Raw genomic sequence first — 15875 nt, forward strand, 5'->3', positions numbered from 1 at the left:
ATACTTTTTGAAACACCACCAGTGATATTAATACGATTAGAAATGTTATAAGTTGAGTACCATCTTTTTAGAAAATCTAAAATTAACATAATACGCGTTATACGAATCTAAAAATGGGAGCCTAAGCTCCCATTTTTACTGATGATTTTTTAATTCTTTGAGCATAGCATCCCGTAAGATTTCATTCATACGTGTTTGATAACCTTTCCCTTGTGCTTTGAACCAAGCAAGCACATCAGCATCTAAACGAATGGAAGTCTGTTGCTTCACTGGACGGTAGAACTGATTATGACGTACAGCATTGTTCCAGTCTGTAATTTCAGGAATATCTGATAGATCTAGCTGATCATCAGGAACAGTGCCTTTAGCAAGCAAGCGTTGAATTTCAGCATCTTGCTTCTCACCAAATTTCTCATTCAGCTCTTTGCGTGAGTATCTAACCATGCTCATATTTGTTTCGCTCCGCTTTGGTGACTTGCCTTGCACTAATGATTCGTATGATTTCACAGTCATCTTCATCAAAGATGGTGTGAGCTACTAAGAGCATTAGTACGCCTTTTACTTTTCCAATGGTTTGCCAACGTTCTTCACCATCGGTATGTCTGTCTTGGATTGAGATCCTTAATGGATCATCAAAAACAAGGCTTGCTGTTTCGAAAGAGACATCGTGCTTTTTCTGATTCTTTCGATTCTTTGCCTCATCCCATTCGAAATACTGTTCCATAAAAAACATTCAAATTTGTATATACAATAATGTATCACAAAATTGTATCACTCAAGCTGAAAAGCGTAATTTTTAGTCAAATTTATTGGCAAGAACTATCAAAACAGATCATAAAAAAGCCGACTTGTTTCAAAGTCGACTTTTTACGGTTTTTGAGGCTGGTCAAAAAATTTTAACTGCATGAAAAACAATAATATTTTAAAGTGCGTTTCGTATAAGCTCTATTATGTTAAATAATTAAGGATAAAAGCTTTATTACTAAATAGAACAGTTGCTTAAAGCAGTATAGAGTTAAGTTTGCATTTTAATATCAAGTTGTCTTTCAGCACCGATAATCACCATACGAATCCCATTTTCAAAAATGTCATCCGCATTCATATTTTGTAAGGTATTCACTCCTTGGAGCATGAGTGGATATATAGTTGGATCGGCTTCGAATGGTGGGTCTGATCTTATTTCTTCTTGCTGCTCCTCAAGGACCCACCCAACAATAAACCTTCCTAATGTCATAAGTAATGCAACTGCTTCAACAGGAGAAAACCCAGCATGAGATAACAGCGCAACTTGGGCCTCAATCGTGTTGAAATGTCCTTGACTGGGGCTAGTTCTTGCATGTAGACGAGCACCATCACGGTAAGCTAGTAGTGCTCGACGAAAGCTTACAGAATTAGCGAGCAACCAATCTTGCCATGTCATCCCATCGATGGGTAAAGAAACTAAATGGTGTTCATTTATAATGGTTTCCGCCATTGCTTCCATTAACAAGGATTTATTCTTGAAATGCCAATATAGAGTTGGAGATTTAATACCCAATCGTTGAGCTAGCTTGCGTGTGGTTATTGAATCTATGCCTTCTTCATTCAACATATCCAATGCGGTACGCAGGACTATTTCACGTGTCAGACGTTGAGGTGCAATATCTTTTTTACTCATAAATCTATCACTGATAGGGAGTGTGTGAGAGAATATTAATTCTATCATTGCTAGAGAAGGCATTTGTGAAGAAATCATTGAGCGTGATTTTAATCACTATATTTCTGGATGCTGTTGGGATTGGTTTAATTATGCCGATCTTGCCTGAATTATTACGGTCATTGGCTGGAGCTGAAGCAGGCGGTGTTCACTATGGTGCTTTATTAGCTGTGTATGCTCTGATGCAGTTCATTTTTGCACCTATCCTTGGAGCGTTGAGTGACCGATTTGGACGTCGACCTGTATTAATTATTTCAATTGCTGGTGCAACGGCTGATTATCTCCTAATGGCTGCTGCTCCTTCTCTATTGTGGCTATATATTGGTCGTATTTTTGCGGGAATTACAGGTGCCAACATGGCTGTTGCAACAGCTTATGTTTCAGATATTACTCCAGCCCATGAGCGTGCAAAAAGGTTTGGTCTCCTTGGAGCTGTCTTTGGTATTGGGTTTATAGCGGGTCCGGTAATAGGTGGAGTTTTGGGTGAATGGAACTTACATGCACCGTTCTTTGCTGCTGCTTTTATGAATGGGATTAATTTAATAATGACAGCAGTCTTATTAAAAGAATCAAAACACAGCAATAAAATGACTGAGAAGGTTCAGGAGCAATCAATATTAAAGAAATTATCCTATTTGATCACTCAACCTAATATGGCTCCATTGCTTGGTATCTTTTTAATTATCACATTGGTTTCACAAGTCCCCGCAACTTTATGGGTTATCTATGGGCAGGATCGTTATGGCTGGAGTATATTTATTGCAGGTGTTTCCCTTGCTAGTTATGGAATATGCCATTCTATTGCACAGGCTTTTGCTATCGCCCCTATGGTAAAGAGGTTTGGAGAGAAAAATACGTTGTTATGTGGAATAGCTTGCGATGCAATTGGTTTACTTCTTTTATCTATTGCTGTTGAAGAATGGGTGCCTTTTGCGTTGTTACCATTGTTTGCCCTTGGTGGAGTAGCCGTTCCTGCTTTGCAAGCAATGATGTCCAGAGGTATTAGTGATGAAAGACAAGGTGAATTACAAGGGCTATTAAGCAGTTTTAATAGTCTGGGGGCTATAATTGGTCCTGTATTAGTTACTAGCCTCTATTTTATGACTCAGGCATCAGCTCCTGGAATGGTATGGGCATTAGCTGCAATACTTTATGTAATCACCCTACCCTTATTGCTTAAGTATCGCCTGAATAAATATTCTGGAGTTCCATAAAATATTTAATTTATTGGTTTAAAAACTAATGGATTCTATAGTTTATCTAAAATTAACATAATACACGTTATACGAATTCCCAAGGCATGGCTTTTAGTCATGCTTTTTTTATCAAAAGACTATACCTGAATGATAGCGAGCCAAATCGCATACAATATCTATCATTAGACTTAATGCAATAATTAAATGATAGTATTATCATTAATCTAATAGAATTAAGATTAAATGATAGAAATGAATACACGTATTTATCTACGAGCTTCAACTAAAGATCAAGATGCAGAAAGGGCTTTGCAGATTCTTCAGGATCTAAACCAAAACTTGAATTTGGGTGAAACCATTGTGTACGTGGAAAACTATAGTGGTACGAAGTTAGACCGACCTGAATTGAATAAGCTACTGTCAGAAGCAAATCAAGGTGACACATTGTTAGTTGAAAGTATTGACCGCTTATCACGCCTAACCCAACGAGATTTTCAAGAGCTGAAGCGCAGGATCCAGGAGAAGGGACTTCGTTTAGTCGTAGCAGATCTTCCTACTACCTACCAAATGATTCAAACCAGTGACAGCATTACTCATTCAATCTTGGAACTCATCAACAATATGTTGATTGATCTTCTGGCAACAATGGCCCGCCTAGACAATGAGAAACGTATAGAACGTATTAAGCAGGGCCTGGCACGTTCGGGTTACAAACCAACAGGCAAGAAGGCAAATGAGGCTAAACATAAACGAATAAAAGAATTGCTAGTAGTTGGCAATATGACTAAGGAAGAAATTGCCAAAGCAGTGAATTGTGGAGTTGCAACTGTCTATCGAGTTGCTAAAGTTATCTAAAAGAGGCTTATCTCAACGCGCCCCCAATGGGGCACCGCTGCATTCAGGTTACTTCACATAAGAAATTTTATGTTAAATGATTGTTAGAAATGCCCCTTGATCGAGGCATTTTCTATAAAGAATACTAAAAACTAATTAAAGCCAACCAAGTTTCAAAACAAGGCAGTTCTCAGCAATCATATTTTTAAATTATATAACTCCCAACTGAGCTTTTGCTCCAACGATAAGGCTTTCATTTTGAGTTTCTAAGGCAAATAAACCATACATCAAAGGAGAGGCCGCTGCTCTTTCTAAAGTCTGTTCATATAGTTTATTCCAAACTTTACCCCCTAGTTTTTCATACTCGATGATTAGAGTTTTGAGGCTTTCTTCTCCAAACAAAGTTACATGCCCAGCAAAATCAATCGCTGGGTCATCTATATGGGCTGTTGACCAATCAATAACGCCTGAAACAGCTCCATCCTTTGAAGCTAGTACATGCCCAGCATATAAATCGCCATGTATAAATTGGGTGAAATCTGCCCATAGAACATCATTATCCAACCATTTTCTGTAGCGGGTTTCCAATTGCTCACTTATACCAATTTCAGATTTTACTAACTGCAAATTGTTTGCTATTTCAGGTCTTAAATCTGAAGGTTTCATAATTTTCAAATCATTTTCCCGAACTTCTTTTTCAGGAATACTATGGATTTCAAATAAGGTTTTTGCCAAAGATGTTATGTATTTCGGGCTATCTTTGTCCATATTCCAAATTATTTCATAGGTTTCAGCATCCAAATTTAAAACAGGATTATCTTTAAGTATGGGATAAGCCACTAATTCTGTAGATGAAATTCTCCAATCAGGAACCTCTACAGAAAGATGTTTTTTTACCAATTCTAAAATGCGTTTTTCTTTCTTGATTTGTTCCCTCATGCCATCACGACGAGGAATACGCAGCAACCATTGTTGCCCCTTTGTATCAAGAGCAAAAACGACCTTAAAATCAATGCCCATTTCATTGAAATTCATTTTGTCCGTAAGCAACAAGCCGTGTGCTTCAGCAAGTGATTGAATATCTTGAATTGTCATTTTTAATTTCCTTTAAAGAGTTCAATAATTAATGTTCGGATTAGATTGGCTATCATTAACAATCTCTCTCAAAAGTCTTGATGATTTTGTGGTCTTTGATCTCGTAGATAATGTCAGCAATATTATCGACCAATTGCTTGTCATGAGATACGAAGATAATAGTTCCTGCATAGGACTTCATCATTGTTTCTAATGCGGCAATACTTTTTAGGTCAAGATAGTTTCCTGGTTCATCCATAAGCAAAATATTATATTTTCCTAAAAGCATTTTGGATAAAAGCAGTTTGATGATTTCACCTCCCGATAAGTCGGATAAGTTTTTTTGAATATCATTCGCTCCGATCCCCATTGAAGCCAATACTGCACGAATTTCCGCAACTGTGTACTCGCACTCTTCCTGCATAAAGGAGAGCACAGATTTATGCGTGTTAAATTTATATCCTGTTTGTGTAAAGTAGCCAATTTCAGCTTTTGGAGATATGGTTAATCCATCAGCACGTTCTGATATCATTTTTAACAAGGACGTTTTCCCTGTTCCATTCGATCCAGTTATAGCGACTTTAGCGCCAAGCGGTATTATAAAGTTAGCGTCATCAAAGATAGTACGGCTACCAAATTTTAAGCTCAGACCATCTGCCGTAATCGGGAACTTATTGTGCAGTTCTAGGGCTGAACTTTGACGAAAACGAATAGAACGCAAATGCTCTGGTGCTTGAATATCTTCTAATGCAGCCAAACGCTTTTCCATACTCTTAGCTGCCTGATACAGTTTTCTTTGCTTGGTGCCAGTCATTTTTGCATGCCCAAGTCGTCCAGCACTTTCGGTAGAGTTTTTGGATTTTTCTCCTTTTTTCTTATTGTCTAATCGATTAGCTTGCTGGCGTTTTTCTTGCACAGCAGATTCTAATCGCTCCCGTTCCTTCATCATCAGCTCATATTCTACGGCTTGGTGTTGTCGCTCTTCTTCTTTTTGACGCAAGTAATCCGAGTAACCACCCCAATATTCCGTAATTTTACCGTCTTTTAACTCCCATATCTTGTCTACAACCATATCAAGAAAATATCGGTCATGACTGATAACAAGTAATGCTCCATCAAATGCTTTAAGTTGACCAATAAGTAGATCTATTCCATTGAGATCAAGGTGGCTAGTTGGTTCATCCGCTAGAATGCCATGTACTTGTTGGGAAAATGCGGCAGCAATTTTTGCACGAGTTTCCTCTCCGCCACTCATTGTGTCGTTTTGTACATTGGAAACACCAAGGCGAGATAACATTGCCCGGTCTTCGACCGTTTCTATTTCGATTCCGCCCAGTTGGCTGATATGTGCAAAATCACCAAAACGCTGTAATGTCGCTTCGGCTAAAACAATTTCGCCATTAAGTACTTTGAGTAAACTACTCTTTCCTGCTCCGTTATCACCCACAAGACCAATACGGTCATAAGAGTGAATTTCCAATTCATCAATATCCAAAACATCACGCCCAGCATAATCCAAGCGTATGTTTCTCGCTTTAATAATTAAACTCATTTTTATTTACTCCTGTTTAGCTCTTGAAATTTTTTATGCAGCAAACAGGATTTAGGTGAAAACAAAAGCTAGCATCACAGTGTCCTCCCAAAAAAAAAGCTATTCATCCACAGGGTGGACAAATAGCTAGTCAATTAAGTTATAACTGGAAACTATGCACTAAAAGCATACTTATAAATTAAGCATACTTTTACTTTATATATCCGCATATATTCTTAAAGACACAACAAAAGCCCACCATTATAAAATAGTGTCACTATGCAAATAGTTGTGTCTTAACGAATGCGGATAGAATGCATAAACTTACCTAAAAAATAAAATTCAGTTTTATGATAACTTTACTGTTAAAAGAAGTCTAGACAACCTTGTTTTATGCTTGGATATAAGGCTTATTTTAAAATAATAGTAGTGAAGATTTTCTAAAATTAACATAATACACCTTATGCGAAATGCGTTATAATTGTCCTTATAATTCAACGCTGTAGTTACATGATTTTAGCCCACATACCCTCTGGTGGGCTTTTTTTATGATTTTTCACGTTCCACGCCTATTCTTTGACCAATGTTTCACGACTTTGTTCATATTAGTTAAACAATCGTGGTTAATCATAGGGGCTAAAAAAACGGCTCCAAAAGCCGGGGTATTAACAGCCTTCAATGCAGATGCAGAAATAGCTTTCGATCTTCAGCCGTACAAGTATCAGTGTTGAAAAAGAAAATTACGGAACTCACAGCTGCATAAAATATTCTCCGATCCTTGATGACTGGTCATCATTAAGGCTTTTGCCCTACTGCCCTTTGAACTGTAGCAATCCCTACTCCAAACTGTTTTGCCACACTTCTAAAAGTCGAGCCATCTTCCTGCATGGCTTTTTGTATTTCTGCATAATCAACTTTACGCTTTCTGCCCTTATATAAGCCTTTCGCTTTGGCTTTAGCAATACCTTCCTTTTGCCGTTCACGGATCATGGAGCGTTCAAATTCTGCAAATGCAGCAAGCATTTGGAACATGAGCTTATTTATTGCCGACTGTGCAACATCATGGCTAAAGGTCAGATTTTCTTTATGAAAAATGATGGTTATGCCACGATCATTCAGGCTGTTCACAATGTCGTTCAGATCATTCGTATTACGTGCCAGGCGGTCAATACTGTGAACATGCACCGTATCACCATCACGCAGATATTCGAGCATAGCGAGCAATTGAGGACGTTCACGGCTACCCCCACTTGCCTTCTCTATGAAGGTCTTATCGAGGTGGATTCCATCCAATTGACGTTCCGTATTTTGTTCCGATGAACTGACTCGGATGTAGCCAACCTGATTAGGCATTTTGTACCGTTAGATATTGGAGTTATAGATACATATTGTACCGAAATGTAAAATTAAGTCTATAGATACGGTTTTAAGTCTGATTTTATTAGGTCTTAAATTGTTCCGTTAGGCTATAGCCTATAAGTACAAGGGTTGAATTAAAATTTTTGGGCATAAAAAAAACCGAACTAGGATAATCGGGCGGAAAAAACTACAGCCTTGATTTAGACTATTGGGAAGCAGGAAACTCAACGACTGTTTTCCAATTTACTTTTGACTCTTGTTGTTTGATTTCTTGGCAGTTTGGAATATGGCTTTTAATTATGTTCTTATATGAGCAGAGCCAACATCCCTAACGCCAAAGCTTTGATCTATGTACAGATTTGTTGCATAAAGATTTCATAACTATATGATTTTAAAGGTTTTGATTTATTTTTTATATAAAATTAAAGTCAATAAAATCAATTGCTTATTTCTTTTTTGCAACAAAGCCTATTTTAAGTATTTGTAATATATTATTTTAAAATCTCACGTGGGAAGAAATGTCAAAATCCATCAAAAATATTACTTAACTTACGTAAGTTAAGTAATATTTTTGATGGATTTATTGATCCAATGACCTATTTTTTACTTAAAATAGGGAAATTTGCCTATTTTTTTCTGTATATATGAGTTTTTACTGCTTAATTTACAGATTTATTAATATTTAAGGTAAATCACATGTTGTGGTTGTAAGTATTTGTAATTAAAATATTATTTTAAATAATGTGTGGTAGGAAATGTCAAAATACAAGAAAAATTTATTAAGTTATTAAACTTACGTAATTTATTAAACTTACGTAAGTTTAATAACTTTTATCTAATTTAATTCTTTTAAGATAAGATTTTTTAGCTCATCCTTTGGAAGCTGTTGTAAATGATGAATTGCAGCTTTAACAATAATAGATCTATTGGCACGGGCTACTTTAGAATCAACGAGAAGATCATCAATTTCTTTATCGACATCTTTTGTTAAAGAAAATGTCAATCGAAGATATTTTTGTTGAGATTTTTCTAATGTTTTAACCCGCTTAGATGCACCGCTTATGAAGTTATCTATGTCTTGCTGTTTAGTATCTTGATCAGCTTTTTTGAGACCCTTTAGAGCCATCATAGTTCTCCTAAAAACTCTATAACTATTCTCTCAATTTCAGCTTTTGCTTTAGGATCAGAATCCACTTCAAAAACCGATAATCCATTTTCATCTGCATCATCATATACATTACGATTTGTCGTGAATTGATTGAGAGCTACCAACCCAAAAGATTCACAAGCATCTTTAGCATCTAAAATACGTTGAGCTTGACTAGGAAGTGTCGGGCATTGAGTAATAACTGCTTTAGTGACTAATTCCGGGTTAACAGCTTTTGCTAACTTAATTAGTTGCTCTACGTGTACTAAAGTTTTTAAATCCCTACGTTTAGGACGGAATGGTAAAAGCATATGAGTGGCAATTGTCATTGCCGAACGGAGAGCCTCTGAGTCTTGGCCACCAGCATCAATAACAATGTCTTGATAACGTCGAGAGAGATCGTCAAGGACCTGGCGAATGTTTCCTGAAGCTTGAACTGATGGAATGTTTATTAAATCTGGGTTTTCATCTCTTTCTTTAATCCAATCGGTAGTTGTACCTTGTGGATCTGCATCTAGAAGCAATATGTCTCTTTTTTTTTGTTGAAGGTAAACAGCTAGGTTTTGTGCCAAACAGCTTTTACCTGAACCACCTTTTTCGCCACCGACTAAAATAATCATAATTCTTATGTAACTTACGTAACTTACTTAACAAACAATCTTAATAGCCATGCCTTTTTTTATCAAATTTATATTGAAGGATTTTTATGACTTGAAGCCAACTTCTTCTAAATAAGGCTTATACAATTTAACTTTTTGTGGATCAATTAATTCGTTAGCTAGTCTTTCAGCAAATTCCTCATAACTTTCCCCAGGTTTACTGTATTTGGATGAGAAAGGTATGTTATGAGCTAACTTATTAGAAAATAATAAAATTTGCTTATCTGTAAGCTCATTTATTACATTGTTTATTTTGCTGTTTTTCTGAGTTTCCTTATGTTTAAAGGTAAATGAAAAACCTACAATTGATCGTCCCTTTTTGTGTTGTTGATACTCTACCTCTATATCTGAAAATTTATTAATTTGTTGAATGCTAGCATCTAAAATACGTCTTTTAAAAGCTTCAACTCTAGAGTATTCATTAATACCGATACCAAGCTGTTCCCTGAATTTATCTATATTAAAAGTTGGTGTATAACCAACACTTTTCCATTGTTTTAATAACTCATATAGTCGAACTGCATAAATACTCTTAAATTTTGCAGTTTGTTTTAAATAATAACTGGTGAAATATGTTTCAAAACCATCGATGTTAGTCACTTGCTCTATGAGTACACGAGTTAAGGTAAGTAAAATACGCCCTTCACCTTTTTTGTAATTTGCATCTTGTATCCATCGACTTTTAGTTAATGAACCATCATCATTCTCAATAGTAAATTGACGCTTAAAAAGAGTTTCTTCTGCCTCAGATAAACTTAAGTATGCTGCATCTAACGATGTATTAAATGCTTTAGCATATCGGGCAGCATTCAACTCAAGTGGATGTTCAGTAGTAAGTCCTTTTCCTGTTTCTCTTGCATCAATAATTGCTAATTGAATTAGCCTAGCTTCAGACAAAGTTAAAGACTGTAGTGCTAGTATTAATTTATTAGATTTAACAACGAGATCTGTCATAAGAACAAAAAATAGCAACTATAAAATATATGTTGTTATAACAACATTATATTTTATAGTTGTCAAATATTAGATCGTAAAATGTACGATCCTAGAAAAGATATGAAAATTTCTCACCTTTAAAAATCAAAAAATAAAGATAAATTTCAATACTTTAATATAAAATTTATTAAATATATACAACCGAGAAAATGTTGTCATATACCGCAGATTTAACATACTGCAAATGTTAATTATTTTATTTATTTTTATTTAACTTATTGATTAATAGTATTTTTTTAAAAAAAAGAAGCAACAAGGATATTTTATGTTGTTAAATACCGAGCAAACGTTGCTATATCACCGAGCAAACGTTGCTATATCACCGAGCAAACGTTGCTATATCACCGAGCAAACGTTGCTATATTGCGTTCCAAAAGCCCTATGTATAAGGCTTAGAGAAAGGTTAAAAGAATATTAAAAACATTAAAAATAATTAAAAACTTAAATCATGAAAAATTGCCCTTGGTTTTCGCTACGCTCAAACTCTATTGAATCTCGCTTTCGCTCGATTCGGGGGGCAATTTTTTGGTCAATGTTTCCGTGACTTTTAAAAAAAAGCAAAAGCAACTCGGAATTCGCTTCGCTCATGGTTCTTTTTTGCTCGCTTCGCTCGACCTAGATTCAAAATTTTACATGTGATCTAAGTTTTTCAAGGATCTAAAACTGTAAAAAACAGTTTTTCAGGGAGTCTAGGCGCAACTTTTCATAGTTCGCTCGTAGACACTCGCTCTATATATCCCGATTAGACGCTTGTATTCGCGATTTTTAGCCTGATTACAGATTTTTATGATGTTAGGTAGCTTTTTTATAAAAAGTTGCTTAAAACGAAAATCAGCGCCAAATAGGAAAGCCCTGTCTACTGAAGTAGAACAGGGCTCATATTGGAGTTTCACGTTACCGCCTAACGCCAATAGAACGTATTGGTACGTTTTCACAGTTATCAACTTGTGACATTCTCTTTGCATAGCAAAGGAAGCGAATCTCAAACCGTTCAGACAGCTTATGCCCGACTGTCATCACCACTAAGTTTAAGACAAACTTCGGTTGTGTTTTAGTTCCACAACTACGACTTTCTAATACCACTTTTCCGCTAGTTACGAAGCAATATGTTTTCCATCACCGCTAAGTACAGGTCCGCTAATATTCAACCATCAAATTCAATCGTCACCGCTAAGTCACATTTGGACCGCTAGATGAAAATTCAGGAAAGAATACATCACCGCTAAAACACTATTCCGCTAGTAAAACAACTTGACTGCTTCATAACGTCACCGCTAAAAAAAATAGCTAGTAGCGATTAATTCAACTTTAAAGTTTGGATTAATAACTAAGATATTTGGTTGGCGTGAACCAACAACGGAGCCACCGTTCATGCTTCTTACTGAATAATCATCAAATATCACAACTACTAACAGCCACGTTAATAATTGAAATAATCATTTTGATTTTCTTCCACGCCAAAAAAGTTCGTACCATTTCATAGATACCGAGGCTGCCACACCTCACTTTAAAAACCCTTGTCAGTGGTTTTAAATATTTCCCGCATTGTCTTTCGCTTCATCACCGCTTACGTTTTTATTCGCTCGAAGTGACTGGATCTGTATCAAGGTTCGATACAGAATCTACTCAACAATTCTCCCTCTCTCATTAATCAAAACTTATTCCCCACTCAAGGCAGGTTTTCGCTTCAAAAGTCTATATCAAGGAGCCACCTTGTATAATGATCGACTTGAGAGATTCCCATATTAGTCATAATGGTCTTTGTTCATTAATAAAAGTAAACCAGTATTAATAAACGATCAGTACGCTTATCCACTCCACAAAATAACAGCGATTCCGTTGTTCTACGGTAAGAGTTCCAAAAACCCGTATTATTCACCGTTATTCGACTTCATTGTGGGTAAAGCACTTGATCTACGCAAAGCAACATCTTCGCTATGTTTAAATCACTAAAAAATAAAAAAGACCGCAATGAACTTAATCAATGCAGTCTTAATGTCTTAGTGACATAACGTTCTACGTGTCACCGTTACAGGCTTGAGCTATCCAGCGATCTCATCAACTAACCTGAAATGTCATCTCGACAAGTCATTCAAGTTAATCCTTGAGTACCGAAGTTTCCAGATTTCTCCTCAACTCCCTAATACCTCGCGATATTCTCAGCAGCCCACCTGTGCGCCATACATCATGCCCTTCGTAAAAATTGAAGCATGAAATAGGTGTTGTTAACGCAACTATCAATCCTTGAAGTTACTCACACTCTCCATTAGACAGGGTTTGATCTAGTCGCCTAGATTCCCGTTTCTATGTCGCCCAACTATTACATAGATTACATATTTACGACTGGTGAGCTTAAAAGCAGACCTGCGTTTATATGCAGTCAGGATTGGGTCAATAAGCGGAATTTCACCACCTAGTGCCCGTCATAGCCGCGCCAGCTAGATTTCTCACGCACGCAGCTTTGCGAGTTTTAGTATACGTTGGCTGACGTATACACATAAAACCGCAATGACAAGGGTCTAGAAAAATTTGGGACAGATACGAATCACATCGATCCCAAAAAATTCATATTTGGCAGGCACAGAATAAGCCACAAAAAACCTAAAAACAACTGTTTGCTCGGGTCCACAGGAACTCTTATTTACAGAAAACCCATCTTCGCTTAAAAAAAAACCATTTTTAGTGAAAAATGGTTTTGTGATTCTTTAAAATAAAAGATAGACTTTTATGCTTTCCGCAAAAATTCAGGTTTTGGTTGATTTATGATCTACTACACAACAACAAAAACTGACTGCCTGCTCAGTATCATGCAATGCGTTTCCAATGGAAAAGCAAAGTTCTGGTTTTCTGATGTTGTGCCTTTTTCGAAGTTTCAAAACCTGATTCCGAAACTAATTTTAGAGTATGGTCTGGATCTCGGTGAGCAAGCGCGTAAGAAAAAATCAGACTACGGGGAGCCAGTGTGGAGTCTTGTGATCAATTATGATCCGGCAAAAAGTGCGGTGTTCCAGTTCTGGTTATTTACCACTGGTTATCGTGAAGCACGAAGAAGCAAGCTGACGCTAAAAGAAATACTCGCTAAGAATTCGAGCATGGCGCGCAAGCAAAAGCTGAATAGTATTTTGACGACTAAAAAAGAAAAACTGCTGCGTTTTGGTCCCTATGTATTAGGTCAATATATTGAATTTTCGGATCTGAAAACTGAATTTGCGAAGATATATTATTTCCCTGAGAATTATGGGGTCGTTTTTAATACGCATACAAAACGTGTGAAGGCGATTGATAGCAACAAAAAGTTTATCTATCGAATCTTTAAGCCCTTTGATGCCTCAGAAGAACGACGATTTAAGAGTTTATATCGAAAGTTTGCTTTTGTTTTTTTAGACAATGAGCACAATCGTTGGAACCAAGAATCTGTGACTCAGTTTCTATTGGGGTTTGGGATTAAATTTGAAAATGATGAGAGTTACAACGATAGGCTAAAAGAGCTTACCCGGGTCTTACGTTTGGTTCGAAAAAAGCATTTAGAATTCTTTCAGCGTTATTCCACTAAAAGAGTCCGGTTTACTTGGTATTTATCCCAAGACTTCTTAGATGGATCTAAACGCGAGTTTGAAAAGAGATTAAACAAGATCCAAACTACGCCAGAAAGTATAGAGAAATTTGCAGAAGCCAGCGCACGATTGATGGCACATGGGAATTTTCATGGGACTCGATTTCAAATTGGTTCAATACAGGCAAGGGTTCGAAAATTATTGAATCAGATACAGCCTGATCATAAGAAGCTGAATAAGAAGTATTTCACGAACCATCTGCACTATGTCCGATTTACCAAGAAAAAGGCAATGAGCATTAAAGAGTTTGAAGTGGCTTGTCGTAATGCAGATACGATGTATTTGAACAAACAGAATAAGCAAAAACTTAAAGATTAAAGATTAAAGGTGAACTATGCTGAAATATCCTGATGATTATGATCTCAGCCGCCAAGAAATTGACGATTTGAGAGCTGAGACCAAAGATGCAGCAAAATATATGAAGGCTTTGTTCAATTTTAAGATTGAAGCACGCTATTCATATAGTGTGACGTGGTCTGCCCAAGACGGAGAATTTGTTGGCCTTTGTGCCGAATTTCCTTCGCTGTCCTGGTTAGATCCAGACCCTGATAAAGCACGCTCAGGCATTGAAAGACTTGTCTTTGATGTATTACAAGACATGAGTTCCACTGGAGAAGCCATACCTTAATATTTTTGGAAAAATGCCTGATTCCGCTGGATGTATTCATTCAGATTGTTTGAATCTAAGCCATATATTTGCAGTTTTTTATCGATATATTTAAAAAAGAAAGAATAAACAATATGCATAATCCCAAGCACAAAAGCCTCTATTTTGATCGCCGGTAATAGGGCATTTGGGTCTGTAAAGAGAGTTTCTAACGTGAAATGATTAAAAAAATAGATGAAAAAAGTCACCAGACTCAACAGAGTCAAAAGTGCATAAGCTTTAGCACAAGTCTTGCAGTGCCCATTCATTTTTTCTAATTTCTGAAAAATTGTATGATTCATTTGGCTCTCAAGGCATCTAAATTTTTGAATGACGAACTCTCTACAAATTTTAAATATCCAGGATTAAAAATGGGTAGAAATTTTGTGTCGAATGATACTGTGCTTCGTGAAAATTTATTGAAATTATAAAGAGTTGAGTTTTAAGTAAGATACTGAAATTAAATAACATCATTAAGATGATCACACATAATACCTACCTAGTGAAGCAAATCCAGGTAGGTATTATGTGTGATGCTAAACTTTAAATTTTTCACACAATATAAGTATTTGATTTTAAATGTTATTGTATTTGTGTGGGAAGAATAAAACTCAAACGTTAATTTTTTAAGTTATTGAAATTAAATAAAAAATCAAGATCACACATAATACCTACCTTGAAGTAGAAATGAAGTTATTATGTGTGTTGCATAACGCCTCACATGCAGAAATGTCTTTAGTTTTATCTCCTGTCTACCCGACTTAGAATATGATTTAGGTAGGCTTTACTCAGGATTACGTCAATGTCAGCAGTAAATCTAATTAATGAAAATGACGATGAGAGAGAAATTGCTTCTCAGGCAGCTTGTACACTTCGAGAAAGCTTTGTTACCGCAGCTCAAAGTGGGCCAGTTATGTATGTTGAAAAAGATACTGTGCTACTAAAGGAACTCAATAGTCCCCCAATTGTGATTAAACACCTATCTGGGCGTAATCCTGAACTTGCTCAACGAGTAGCGAGTCGTAGAACTTTTAAAATTAAAAAACGTAAAGTAAGCCAAGATTGAAGCTAACTGGGACTTACAGATGAATTTCGTATATGAGATTTTATGTTAAATAAAAAA

At 36.3% G+C, this 15875-nt stretch carries 15 protein-coding genes; 5 read left to right on the forward strand and 10 right to left on the reverse strand.

Annotation, left to right across the window (positions count from 1 at the left end):
- Positions 1 to 135: 135 nt before the first annotated feature.
- The 3 genes from CL42_RS13005 to CL42_RS13015 all read right to left on the reverse strand — a co-directional run bounded on the left by CL42_RS13005 (position 136) and on the right by CL42_RS13015 (position 1657).
- Positions 136 to 450 (reverse strand): BrnA antitoxin family protein, encoded by a 315-nt coding sequence (locus CL42_RS13005; RefSeq protein WP_035269324.1) that lies wholly within the window; start codon positions 448 to 450, stop codon positions 136 to 138.
- The gene (locus CL42_RS13010; protein WP_035269327.1) at positions 437 to 724 is read right to left on the reverse strand and encodes a BrnT family toxin; all 288 of its coding nucleotides are present in this window, start codon (positions 722 to 724) and stop codon (positions 437 to 439) included. The genes CL42_RS13005 and CL42_RS13010 overlap by 14 nt, the downstream gene beginning before the upstream one ends.
- 291 nt (positions 725 to 1015) lie before the next feature.
- Positions 1016 to 1657: a TetR/AcrR family transcriptional regulator C-terminal domain-containing protein gene (locus tag CL42_RS13015; protein ID WP_004787586.1), complete on the reverse strand. Its 642-nt coding sequence runs from the start codon at positions 1655 to 1657 to the stop codon at positions 1016 to 1018.
- Between the two features lie 65 nt (positions 1658 to 1722).
- Between CL42_RS13015 and tet(39) the strand changes: the two genes are divergently transcribed.
- Together tet(39) and CL42_RS13025 are read left to right on the forward strand one after the other, a co-directional pair.
- Positions 1723 to 2910: a tetracycline efflux MFS transporter Tet(39) gene (gene tet(39), locus CL42_RS13020; protein WP_004856455.1), complete on the forward strand. Its 1188-nt coding sequence runs from the start codon at positions 1723 to 1725 to the stop codon at positions 2908 to 2910.
- Between the two features lie 225 nt (positions 2911 to 3135).
- Entirely contained in the window at positions 3136 to 3747 is a 612-nt protein-coding gene (locus CL42_RS13025; protein ID WP_015060246.1) for a recombinase family protein, read from the forward strand.
- A gap of 189 nt (positions 3748 to 3936) precedes the next feature.
- On the opposite strand, the gene CL42_RS13030 is transcribed toward CL42_RS13025, so the two are convergent.
- The 6 genes from CL42_RS13030 to repM form a co-directional block, all read right to left on the reverse strand.
- Positions 3937 to 4821, reverse strand: coding sequence for an Mph(E) family macrolide 2'-phosphotransferase (locus tag CL42_RS13030; protein WP_000155092.1), 885 nt, complete (start codon positions 4819 to 4821; stop codon positions 3937 to 3939).
- Between the two features lie 55 nt (positions 4822 to 4876).
- A complete protein-coding gene (msr(E), locus tag CL42_RS13035) occupies positions 4877 to 6352 on the reverse strand; it encodes an ABC-F type ribosomal protection protein Msr(E) (protein ID WP_000052512.1) in 1476 nt (491 codons plus the stop codon).
- A gap of 774 nt (positions 6353 to 7126) precedes the next feature.
- A complete protein-coding gene (locus tag CL42_RS13045) occupies positions 7127 to 7684 on the reverse strand; it encodes a recombinase family protein (RefSeq protein WP_004763415.1) in 558 nt (185 codons plus the stop codon).
- An 841-nt stretch (positions 7685 to 8525) separates the two neighbouring features.
- Complete coding sequence (locus tag CL42_RS13050) at positions 8526 to 8816, reverse strand: hypothetical protein (protein WP_004763414.1); 291 nt, start codon at positions 8814 to 8816, stop codon at positions 8526 to 8528.
- Entirely contained in the window at positions 8816 to 9457 is a 642-nt protein-coding gene (locus CL42_RS13055; RefSeq protein WP_004763413.1) for an AAA family ATPase, read from the reverse strand. The genes CL42_RS13050 and CL42_RS13055 overlap by 1 nt, the downstream gene beginning before the upstream one ends.
- Before the next feature lie 84 nt (positions 9458 to 9541).
- Positions 9542 to 10450: a replication initiation protein RepM gene (gene repM / locus CL42_RS13060; protein WP_004763412.1), complete on the reverse strand. Its 909-nt coding sequence runs from the start codon at positions 10448 to 10450 to the stop codon at positions 9542 to 9544.
- Between the two features lie 2849 nt (positions 10451 to 13299).
- On the opposite strand from repM, the gene CL42_RS13070 reads away from it, so the two are divergent.
- Positions 13300 to 14424 (forward strand): hypothetical protein, encoded by a 1125-nt coding sequence (locus CL42_RS13070; protein ID WP_035269346.1) that lies wholly within the window; start codon positions 13300 to 13302, stop codon positions 14422 to 14424.
- Positions 14425 to 14524: 100 nt separating this feature from the next.
- Positions 14525 to 14734, forward strand: coding sequence for a hypothetical protein (locus CL42_RS13075; RefSeq protein WP_035269349.1), 210 nt, complete (start codon positions 14525 to 14527; stop codon positions 14732 to 14734).
- Here CL42_RS13075 and CL42_RS13080 read toward each other — a convergent pair.
- Positions 14731 to 15054: a hypothetical protein gene (locus CL42_RS13080; protein ID WP_004676205.1), complete on the reverse strand. Its 324-nt coding sequence runs from the start codon at positions 15052 to 15054 to the stop codon at positions 14731 to 14733. The genes CL42_RS13075 and CL42_RS13080 overlap by 4 nt on opposite strands.
- A gap of 500 nt (positions 15055 to 15554) precedes the next feature.
- On the opposite strand from CL42_RS13080, the gene CL42_RS13085 reads away from it, so the two are divergent.
- Positions 15555 to 15818, forward strand: coding sequence for a hypothetical protein (locus CL42_RS13085; RefSeq protein ID WP_035269343.1), 264 nt, complete (start codon positions 15555 to 15557; stop codon positions 15816 to 15818).
- Positions 15819 to 15875: the final 57 nt, after the last annotated feature.

The sequence above is a fragment of the Acinetobacter sp. Ver3 genome (assembly GCF_000632455.1).
Lineage (GTDB): Bacteria > Pseudomonadota > Gammaproteobacteria > Pseudomonadales > Moraxellaceae > Acinetobacter.

What these genes read in the sequence shown, in the direction of transcription:
- CL42_RS13045 (WP_004763415.1), bottom strand. Translation starts at nt 7,684, where the DNA reads ATGCCTAATCAGGTTGGCTACATCCGAGTCAGTTCATCGGAACAAAAT.
- CL42_RS13075 (WP_035269349.1), top strand. Translation starts at nt 14,525, where the DNA reads ATGAAGGCTTTGTTCAATTTTAAGATTGAAGCACGCTATTCATATAGT.
- CL42_RS13010 (WP_035269327.1), bottom strand. Translation starts at nt 724, where the DNA reads ATGGAACAGTATTTCGAATGGGATGAGGCAAAGAATCGAAAGAATCAG.
- CL42_RS13025 (WP_015060246.1), top strand. Translation starts at nt 3,136, where the DNA reads ATGATAGAAATGAATACACGTATTTATCTACGAGCTTCAACTAAAGAT.
- repM (WP_004763412.1), bottom strand. Translation starts at nt 10,450, where the DNA reads ATGACAGATCTCGTTGTTAAATCTAATAAATTAATACTAGCACTACAG.
- CL42_RS13085 (WP_035269343.1), top strand. Translation starts at nt 15,555, where the DNA reads ATGTCAGCAGTAAATCTAATTAATGAAAATGACGATGAGAGAGAAATT.
- CL42_RS13005 (WP_035269324.1), bottom strand. Translation starts at nt 450, where the DNA reads ATGAGCATGGTTAGATACTCACGCAAAGAGCTGAATGAGAAATTTGGT.
- CL42_RS13080 (WP_004676205.1), bottom strand. Translation starts at nt 15,054, where the DNA reads ATGAATCATACAATTTTTCAGAAATTAGAAAAAATGAATGGGCACTGC.
- CL42_RS13050 (WP_004763414.1), bottom strand. Translation starts at nt 8,816, where the DNA reads ATGGCTCTAAAGGGTCTCAAAAAAGCTGATCAAGATACTAAACAGCAA.
- CL42_RS13070 (WP_035269346.1), top strand. Translation starts at nt 13,300, where the DNA reads ATGCAATGCGTTTCCAATGGAAAAGCAAAGTTCTGGTTTTCTGATGTT.
- CL42_RS13015 (WP_004787586.1), bottom strand. Translation starts at nt 1,657, where the DNA reads ATGAGTAAAAAAGATATTGCACCTCAACGTCTGACACGTGAAATAGTC.
- CL42_RS13030 (WP_000155092.1), bottom strand. Translation starts at nt 4,821, where the DNA reads ATGACAATTCAAGATATTCAATCACTTGCTGAAGCACACGGCTTGTTG.
- CL42_RS13055 (WP_004763413.1), bottom strand. Translation starts at nt 9,457, where the DNA reads ATGATTATTTTAGTCGGTGGCGAAAAAGGTGGTTCAGGTAAAAGCTGT.